The organism is Nocardiopsis sp. NPDC058631 (genome assembly GCF_042716955.1).
Taxonomy (GTDB): Bacteria; Actinomycetota; Actinomycetes; order Streptosporangiales; family Streptosporangiaceae; genus Nocardiopsis.
In genome coordinates, this window is record NZ_JBHXQY010000070.1 from 23,483 (window position 1) to 32,030 (window position 8,548).

The 8,548-nt window shown below is 70.6% G+C and carries 6 protein-coding genes; 4 read left to right on the forward strand and 2 right to left on the reverse strand.

Features of this window, described 5'->3' with window-relative positions; translation table 11 throughout:
- Positions 1 to 60: 60 nt before the first annotated feature.
- The gene (locus ACFWTE_RS21225) at positions 61 to 1,083 is read right to left on the reverse strand and encodes an SIS domain-containing protein (protein ID WP_378781383.1); all 1,023 of its coding nucleotides are present in this window, start codon (positions 1,081 to 1,083) and stop codon (positions 61 to 63) included.
- Between the two features lie 289 nt (positions 1,084 to 1,372).
- Between ACFWTE_RS21225 and ACFWTE_RS21230 the strand changes: the two genes are divergently transcribed.
- The 3 genes from ACFWTE_RS21230 (at position 1,373) to ACFWTE_RS21240 (ending at position 4,290) form a co-directional block, all read left to right on the forward strand.
- Positions 1,373 to 2,110 carry a GntR family transcriptional regulator gene (locus ACFWTE_RS21230; RefSeq protein ID WP_378781373.1) on the forward strand — a complete coding sequence of 246 codons (738 nt, stop codon included), beginning with the start codon at positions 1,373 to 1,375 and terminating at the stop codon, positions 2,108 to 2,110.
- A gap of 45 nt (positions 2,111 to 2,155) precedes the next feature.
- Positions 2,156 to 3,619 carry a PTS transporter subunit EIIC gene (locus ACFWTE_RS21235; protein ID WP_378781374.1) on the forward strand — a complete coding sequence of 488 codons (1,464 nt, stop codon included), beginning with the start codon at positions 2,156 to 2,158 and terminating at the stop codon, positions 3,617 to 3,619.
- Positions 3,620 to 3,708: 89 nt separating this feature from the next.
- The gene (locus ACFWTE_RS21240) at positions 3,709 to 4,290 is read left to right on the forward strand and encodes a DM13 domain-containing protein (protein ID WP_378781375.1); all 582 of its coding nucleotides are present in this window, start codon (positions 3,709 to 3,711) and stop codon (positions 4,288 to 4,290) included.
- 268 nt (positions 4,291 to 4,558) lie between these two features.
- Here ACFWTE_RS21240 and secA read toward each other — a convergent pair whose 3' ends face one another.
- Positions 4,559 to 7,405, reverse strand: coding sequence for a preprotein translocase subunit SecA (gene secA, locus ACFWTE_RS21245; protein WP_378781376.1), 2,847 nt, complete (start codon positions 7,403 to 7,405; stop codon positions 4,559 to 4,561).
- Positions 7,406 to 7,904: 499 nt separating this feature from the next.
- On the opposite strand from secA, the gene ACFWTE_RS21250 reads away from it, so the two are divergent.
- The gene (locus ACFWTE_RS21250; RefSeq protein ID WP_378781378.1) at positions 7,905 to 8,420 is read left to right on the forward strand and encodes a hypothetical protein; all 516 of its coding nucleotides are present in this window, start codon (positions 7,905 to 7,907) and stop codon (positions 8,418 to 8,420) included.
- Positions 8,421 to 8,548: the final 128 nt, after the last annotated feature.

Consider the following 8,548-nt stretch of genomic DNA (forward strand, 5'->3'; position numbering starts at 1 on the left):
TGGATGGCGGGTGTCGGGACGGCACCGGGGTTCCGGCGCCGCCCCTCGCCCCCGGGGCGGTCAGCCGGTCTGGGTGACCTTGTTGAGGCCGCGCGGAACGTCCGGGTTGTAGCCCAGGCGCCGGGCGAGGCGCTCGGTGAGCAGCTGCGCGGGCACGATGAGGTTCATCGGGGACACCCACTCGGGGACGTCCGGGACGGGCACGGACAGGTCGCTCGCGGCGGCGAGGGCGTCGCCGCCGCCGAAGCCGAAGACGGGTGCGCCGGCGGAGCTGACGCGCTCGGCGAGGGCGACCGTGCCCTGGAGGGTCGGGCCGGTGGGGGCGGCGATGAGCAGCGCGGGGGTCCGCGGGTCGACGACGGCGATGGGTCCGTGCAGGAGGTCGGCGTAGGAGAGGCCCATCGCGTGGAGGTAGCAGGCCTCCTTGAGCTTCAGCGCGGCCTCCAGCGCCGTGGAGAAGGCCATGCCCCGGCCGGAGATGACCGCTCCCTGCACGGCGACCATCCGCTCGACGATCTCCTCCAGGGCGTCCGCGGGGGCCGCCAGGGTCTCCTCGATGGCGTCGGGCACGCGCGACAGGTCCGCGGGGTCCAGGTCGGCGCCCAGTCCCAGGGCGAGGACCGCGAGGGCGGCCAACTGGGTGTTGTAGGTCTTGGTGGCGGGTACCGCGACCTCGCTCCCGGCACGCGTGACCAGGGCGACGTCGGCCTCCGCGGCCAGGGGGGAGTCCGCGCCGTTGGTGACGCCGACGGTGCGGGCGCCGCAGTCCGCGGCCCAGCGCATCGTCTCGACGATCTCCTCGGTCCTCCCGGACTGGGAGATGGCCACGGCCAGGACGCCGGACAGGTCGATCCTGGCGCCGTAGGTGGTGGCGATGGAGGGTGAGCCGAGCGTCGCGAGGCGTCCCGCGTGCGCCTGGAGGAGGTAGCTGCCGTAGACGGCGGCGTTGTCGGAGGAGCCGCGCGCGATGAACAGCACGTGCTTGGTGGCGCGGCCCAGCGCCTCGACCTCGGGGCGCAGCGGCAGCAGCTCCGCGAAGGTACGGCGCAGCGCCTCCGGCTGCTCGGCGATCTCGGAGCGCATCACGCTCGTCGTGGTGGTGGTCATGCGGAACCTTCCCCTGATGTGACGGGCGGTCCGGGTCCTGGGCCGGGGTCCGCGCTGGACGCTCCGCACCGGGTGGGGCCTCGGCCTGCCGCGATACCGGTTCAAACCGCCTGTCGTTGGGTGGATTGACACGCGGCTGGAGCTATGGTCTAGTCCGGACTATACCAGTCAAGTCCATCGTGGCCCCAAGTCCGCTCCGCGGTCCGGCCACCCGCGCTAAGGTTCTGACGCCAACCCCACCCGCCTACCGAGAAGGCCGCTCGCCATGTCGATCGACCCCAGCAACCCGCTGCCGAAGTACAGCCAACTCCGTGATCTCCTCCTGGACTGGATCACCGCGGCGGGTCTGGGCGTGGACGACATGATCCCCTCCGAGCGGGAGCTCAGCGCGACGTACTCGCTGTCGCGGATGACCGTCCGGCAGACCATCGACCTGCTGGTGGCCGAGGGGCGGCTCTACCGGGTCCCCGGCAAGGGGACCTTCGTCGCCCGGCCCAAGATCGAGATGTCCCTGGTGCTGGCCTCCTTCAGCGAGGACATGCGCGCACGGGGCTTCGAGCCGGGCGCACGCGAGCTGATCCGCCAGGTCATCCCGGCGAGCGGGCACACCGCGCGCATGCTGGACATCGCGCCGGGCACCCTGGTGCACCACATCGAGCGCATGCGCACCGCTGATGACGAACCCATGGCCGTGGAACGCTCCAACATCCCCGCCGCCATGGTCCCGGGTCTGGAGGACTTCGACCTCGCCGAGCGCTCCCTGTACGAAGTGCTGGAAAACGAGTTCGACATCCTGTTGGATTCCGGGGAACAGACCATCGAGGCCGGGATCTGCGACTCGGCCGACTCCCGGCTCCTTGGCCTGCCTGCTGGAAGCCCGGTGCTGGTGATGCAGCGCCGCAGCTTCACGAAGGGACAGTGCGTTGAACTGGCACTGTCCACCTACCGTGCCGACCGCTACCAGCTGCACTCCCGCCTGGACCCGCGGCGGCACGGCGACTGACGCCCTGCGCCCAAGAGGCGCGTGTCCGAGGGAGGACCCCCCACCATGAGTTCGGACCAGACCCCCGCACCAGCCGCCCCGTCGGGCGGCGTGCGGACCCGCAAGACCGGTTCTTCGGTCCTTGCGGTCTTCCAGCGGCTCGGCCGCAGCCTGATGATGCCCATCGCGGTCCTGCCCGCCGCCGCCATCCTCCTCCGGCTGGGCCAGCCCGACCTGCTCGGCGCCGACGGCCTCGCCGGGCTCCAGGGCATGGGGTGGATGGTCCCCGTCGCCGGGGCCATCGGCACCGCGGGCGACGCGGTGTTCCAGGCCCTGCCCCTCCTCTTCGCCGTGGGCGTCGCGATCGGCTTCGCCAAGCGCGCGGACGGTTCCACGGCCCTGGCGGCGGTGGTCGGCTACCTGGTGTTCGACCGGGTCGCCACGTGGACGATGGTCACCTTCGACGGCCCCACCGGTGATCTGGGCTCACGGCTGGTCACGTACCCGCTGCCGGTCGATCCGGTGACGAGGGAACCGCTGACCGACCCGGACTCGGTCGCCGGGGTCGGCGAGATGATCAACCACGCGGTCAAGAACCCCACCGACGTCCTGGGCGGCATCGCCATCGGCCTGATCGCGGCCGTGCTGTGGCAGCGCTACCACCGGATCAAGCTGCCGACCTGGCTCGGCTTCTTCGGCGGACGCCGCTTCGTCCCGATCGTCACGGCGCTGGCCGGCCTGTTCCTGGGCGTGGCGCTGGGTCTGCTCTGGCCGGTCGTCGGCGGGTGGATCCAGAACCTCGGCGAGAGCATCGTCGGTGCGGGCGCCCTGGGCGCCGGCATCTACGGCGTCGTCAACCGCGTCCTGCTCCCCCTGGGCCTGCACCACGTGGTGAACTCGTTCATCTGGTTCGTGTCGGGCACCTACGAGGGCCCCGACGGGATCGTCCAGGGCGAGATCACGCGGTACTTCGCCGGGGACCCCGACGCCGGCGGCCTTCTGTCCGGGTTCTTCCCCGTCCTCATGTTCGGCCTGCCCGGGGCGGCGCTCGCCATGTGGCTGGCCGCGCACAAGGAGCGCAGGGCCCAGATCGGGTCGATCATGATCCCGGCGGCGCTGACCGCGTTCGCCACGGGGATCACCGAACCCGTCGAGTTCGCCTTCATCTTCGTCGCCCCCGCCCTGTTCGTGGTGCACATCGTCCTGACCGGCCTCTCGATGGCGATCCTCAACGCGCTGGACACGCAACTGGGCTTCGGCTTCTCCGCGGGACTCATCGACATGCTGTTGAACGCGTCCAAGGACAACACCGAGGGCCTGGGACTGATCCTGTTGATCGGGTTGGTGTACTTCGCGGCGTACTTCGGGATCTTCTACGTCCTGATCACGCGCTTCAACCTGCCCACGCCCGGGCGTGAGTTGGACCCGGAGGAGAACGTGGCGGCGCACACCGTGCCGGGCGCCGCGGACGGAGCCCCGGAGACCGGGCCGGACGGGCCTCCCCGCAGGAGGTCCGACACGTCCGGCTGATTCCGTCCCGGTTCTTCCGTTCCCCGCAGGTCGCCCGACCGCCTCCGGCTCCGGAGTAAGGAAGGAACATTCCCCGAGGAGGCGGAGCGATGAACCCCGAAACCCCCAGAAACGCCCCCTGGAGCCGTCCGCTGGTGCTGTGGCCGGTCACCGGGCTCGTCCTGGTCCTGTTCGCGGCAGGCCTGTGGGCCTTCCAGCCGTGGCGGCTGTTCACCTCGCAAACGGTGGAGGAGGCGCCTCCCGCGGCCCTCGTTCCGGCCGAGCCGGACGCTTCGGACGGAGCGGGGGCCACGACGGCCGAGGCGGGCGAACCGGTGGAGGAGACCGAGCCCGTGGTGCTCGCCGAGGGCGAGTTCCTCACCCAGGAGCACGAGACCACGGGTACGGTCTCCGTGCTGGAGCTGCCCGACGGGTCGCGCCACGTCCGTCTGACCGACCTGGCCACCAGTGACGGGCCCGACCTGTACGTGTGGATCACCGACCAGGAGGCGGGCGGGGACTGGGGCAAGTACCGTGACGGCCGCTACGCGGACCTGGGCGACCTGAAGGGGACCCGCGGTTCGGCCAACTACGAGATCCCCGACGACGTCGACCTCGACGGGATGACCAGCGTGGTCATCTGGTGCAACCGGTTCTCGGTGGCCTTCGGCTCGGCGCCCGTGAGCCTGTAGACCGGCGTTTGGCGAAGACCCGTGGCCGGGACACCGTACCGGCCACGGGTGTCGTCGTTCCCAGGAACCCAGCGGGGGCCGCACCTCGACGAGGCGGTGGCCGGGCCGCCCCGCCCGCGAGGGGCTCCGTGCCGCGGGGAGGGAACGGCGGGTCGCGGATGCCCGACACCGGCCCCGGGCAGGACCGGCTGACCGGCCCGGGAGAGCACGAACGCGTGCGGGCGCGCCCCCGAGGGGGGGCGCCCGCACGCGTGTCGGCGGCCGGAGCCTACTGGGCGACCGCCGGGTCGCCGTGGCACTTCTTGTACTTCTTGCCGGAGCCGCACGGGCAGGGGGCGTTGCGCGCCGTGCCGGCGAACTCGTCGACCGTCTCGCTGTGCCGCTCGACGGTGCCGTCCTCGCTGGGCGCGGAGTACTGGAGCCTGTTCGGCTGGCCCTCACCGAAGCCGGGGACGACCACGTCCTCGGCCGGCTCCGCCTCGTCGGCGGGCGCGGCCGCGTCGGCGGCCTCCTCGTCCTCCTCCACCGCGGTCGCGACGGCCGTCGCGCCGGTGGCTCCGCCCACGCCGGCCGCGGTCTTCGCCGCGGCGGTGGCGCTGAGGGTCGGCTCCTCCTTCTTGCGCACCTGGACCTCGACGTTGAACAGGTAGCCGACGGCCTCTTCCTTGATGGCCTCCAGCATCTGCTGGAACATGTCGAAGCCCTCGCGCTGGAACTCGATCAGCGGGTTGCGCTGCGCCATCGCGCGGAGACCGATGCCCTCCTGGAGGTAGTCCATCTCGTAGAGGTGCTCACGCCACTTGCGGTCCATGACCTGGAGCAGGACCCTGCGCTCGACCTCGCGCATGGCCTCCTCGCCGAGCTCGGTCTCCCGGGTCTCGTAGGCGGCCTTGGCGTCCTCGACCACGCGGTCGGCGATCATCTCACCGGTCAGCGTGTGAAGCTCGCCGTTCTCCTCGACGAACTCGTCGACGGTGAAGCTGATCGGGTAGACCTGCTTGAACGCGCGCCAGAGCTTGTCCAGGTCCCACTCGTCGGGGTCGCCCTGGGCGGTCTCCTCGACCACGTAGCCCCGCAGGACCTCCTCCAGCATGGCGATGACCTGGTCGCGCAGGTCCTGGCCCTCCAGGACCTTGCGGCGCTCGGCGTAGATGACCTTGCGCTGCCGGTTGAGGACCTCGTCGTACTTGAGGACGTTCTTGCGGATCTCGAAGTTCTGCGTCTCGACCTGGCCCTGCGCCGAGGCGATGGCCTTGCTGACCATGCCGGACTCGATGGGCTGGTCGTCGGGGATGTTCAGCTGGTTCATGAACACCTCCAGACGGCTGCTGTTGAACAGTCGCAGCAGATCGTCCTGGAGGGACAGGTAGAAGCGGGAGATGCCCGGGTCGCCCTGGCGGCCGGAGCGTCCGCGCAGCTGGTTGTCGATGCGCCGCGACTCGTGCCGCTCGGTTCCGAGCACGTACAGGCCGCCGGCCTCGACGACCTTCTCGTGCTCCTCCTCGTAGGCGGACTGGGCCTTCTCCAGTGCCTCGGGCCAGGCCGCCTCGTACTCCTCCGGGGTCTCCAGCGGGCTCAGCCCGCGCGCCTGGAGCTCCTCGTCGGCGAGGAAGTCGGGGTTCCCGCCCAGCATGATGTCGGTACCGCGACCGGCCATGTTGGTGGCGACGGTGACCCCGCCGAGCTTGCCCGCGCGGGCGATGATCGACGCCTCACGGGCGTGGTTCTTCGCGTTGAGGACCTCGTGAGGGACGCCCTCGCGCTTGAGCATCCGCGACAGCAGCTCGGACTTCTCGACGCTGGTGGTGCCGACCAGGACCGGCTGCCCGGCCTCGTGGCGCTCGGCGATGTCCTCGGCGACCGCCTGGAACTTGCCGTCCTCGTGCTTGTAGACGACGTCCTTGACGTCCTCGCGCACCATCGGCTTGTTGGTGGGGATGGGCACCACGCCGACGTTGTAGGTCTGGGTGAACTCCGCCGCCTCGGTCTGGGCGGTACCGGTCATACCGGCGAGCTTCTCGTAGAGGCGGAAGTAGTTCTGGAGGGTGACCTTGGCGAGAGTCTGGTTCTCGTCCTTGATCTTGACGCGCTCCTTGGCCTCGATGGCCTGGTGCATGCCCTCGTTGTAGCGGCGCCCGGCGAGGACGCGGCCGGTGAACTCGTCGACGATGAGGACCTCACCGTCCTTGACGATGTACTCCTTGTCCCGCTTGTACAGCTCCTTCGCCTTGAGCGAGTTGTTGAGGAAGCTGATGAGCGGGGTGTTGACCGCCTCGTAGAGGTTGTCGATGCCGAGGTAGTCCTCGACCTTGGCCACGCCCGCCTCGGTGATGCCGACGGTGCGCTTCTTCTCGTCGACCTCGTAGTCGGTCTCGCGCTTGAGGCGCGGGGCGATCTTGGCGAACTCCGCGTACCAGCGGGAGTTCTGCTCCGAGGGGCCGCTGATGATCAGCGGAGTACGGGCCTCGTCGATGAGGATGGAGTCGACCTCGTCGACCAGGGCGAAGTAGTGCTCGCGCTGGACGGTGTCCTTGAGCGAGAGCGCCATGTTGTCGCGCAGGTAGTCGAAGCCGAACTCGTTGTTCGTCCCGTAGGTGATGTCGGCCTTGTAGGCCTCGCGCCGGTCCGCGGCGCTCATCTGGGGGCTGATGACGGCGACCTCGAGGCCGAGGAAGTGGAAGATGCGACCGAGGTTCTGGGCGTCGCGCCGGGCCAGGTAGTCGTTGGTCGTGATGACGTGGGCGCCCTTGCCCGCGAGAGCGTTGAGGTAGACCGCGAGGCTACCGGTCAGGGTCTTGCCCTCACCGGTCTTCATCTCGGCGATGTTGCCGAGGTGGAGTGCGGCGCCGCCCATGATCTGGACGTCGAAGGGACGCTGTCCCAGGGTGCGCTTGGCTGCCTCGCGGACGGTCGCGAACGCCTCTGGGAGCAGGTCGTCCAGAGACTCGCCGTCCTCGTAGCGGTCCTTGTACTCCTGGGTCAGGTCGCGCAGTTCCTCGTCGGTGAGCTCGACGTAGTCGTCCTCAAGGGAGTTGACCTGGTCCTTGAGCTTGTTCAGCCGGCGCAGGATCTTTCCCTCACCCGCGCGCAGGAGCTTGTTGAGTATCCCTGGCACTTCCTATGCGCTCCTCGCAGATCGCGGTTTGCTCCACGCACGTGGAGATCAGATCCAGGCCCGCCTGAACGCTTTCCCGTGGCCGCGGAGGGCGGCGGGGGTTCCTGGGCCCTCGGGCCTACATCCTAGAGGACCCGAACTATACGCCCGCCCCCTCGGGGAAGGGCCGCTCGCACGCCTTTCCCCCTGGGGAACGGATGAAACGCCCCCGAATGTTCCCGCACGTCACCACTGGTCCGGGGGAACCGCCGACACCGCGCCCGGCCCGGGGCAGCAGGGGCGGGCCCCATCGTGTTCTGGGGTTTTTCCGTCCGCGCGCCCGGGTTCCGTCCCACACGACCGCCCGTCAAAGGCGAAGTCGACCGGGGACGGCATTTTCTCACCCTTTTCACACGATTCGCGAGACCCCGGCCCACTCCCGGGTACGCCATTCGTAGAAGGCCGCGCCGTGGCCCCGGACCACGGCCCGTCCGACGCGAACGCGATCCAGGGAGCGACCATGCGGGGAAGCAAGCGAGAGCGCACCACGGGGGCGGCCGGGGAGCGGACGACCCGGCCCACGGCCTCACCGCGGAGCCCGGTCGAGGTACTGGACGACCTGATCGCCCGGAGGCGCCACCCGACGTCGGACCCGAGCGACTCGGCGGACCCCGGCCTGGCCTGGGAGCACCACCGCCCCACCGACGAGCAATTGCTGCGGCACGGCCGCATACGCGGGTTCCAGCGCCAGGGCGGCAGCCTGGCCCCGACCAACGAGCACCGGGGGCGCGCGGTCTCCTGGGTGGCCGTGGTCCTCGCCTGCACCGGGTTCGCGCTGGGCGGCCTCGGCGTCGCGCTGGGGATGTCCGTGATCCTCCTGGCGGTCGGAGGGCTGCTGCTGGCCGTGGCGGCGGTCGTGGCCGTCCGCTACGACCTTCTGAGCGACGTGGTGCTGGACTCACCCCGTGTGGAGCCGGAGGAGCCGCACGACACTCCGCTGCGCCGCCTCCGGAAGGACCATTCCGTGACCTCCTGACCGGGTACCGGGGACGCACACGGCCGCGGGGGGGGCGGCCCCCCCCCCCCCCCCGGGCCGGGGGGGGGGGGGGGGCGGGGCCCCCCAGCCCGGGGGGGGCGGGGGCGCGGGCGGGGCGGCCGGGGGGC

What these genes read in the sequence shown, in the direction of transcription:
- ACFWTE_RS21225 (WP_378781383.1), bottom strand. Translation starts at nt 1,083, where the DNA reads ATGCGCTCCGAGATCGCCGAGCAGCCGGAGGCGCTGCGCCGTACCTTC.
- ACFWTE_RS21230 (WP_378781373.1), top strand. Translation starts at nt 1,373, where the DNA reads ATGTCGATCGACCCCAGCAACCCGCTGCCGAAGTACAGCCAACTCCGT.
- ACFWTE_RS21235 (WP_378781374.1), top strand. Translation starts at nt 2,156, where the DNA reads ATGAGTTCGGACCAGACCCCCGCACCAGCCGCCCCGTCGGGCGGCGTG.
- ACFWTE_RS21240 (WP_378781375.1), top strand. Translation starts at nt 3,709, where the DNA reads ATGAACCCCGAAACCCCCAGAAACGCCCCCTGGAGCCGTCCGCTGGTG.
- ACFWTE_RS21250 (WP_378781378.1), top strand. Translation starts at nt 7,905, where the DNA reads ATGCGGGGAAGCAAGCGAGAGCGCACCACGGGGGCGGCCGGGGAGCGG.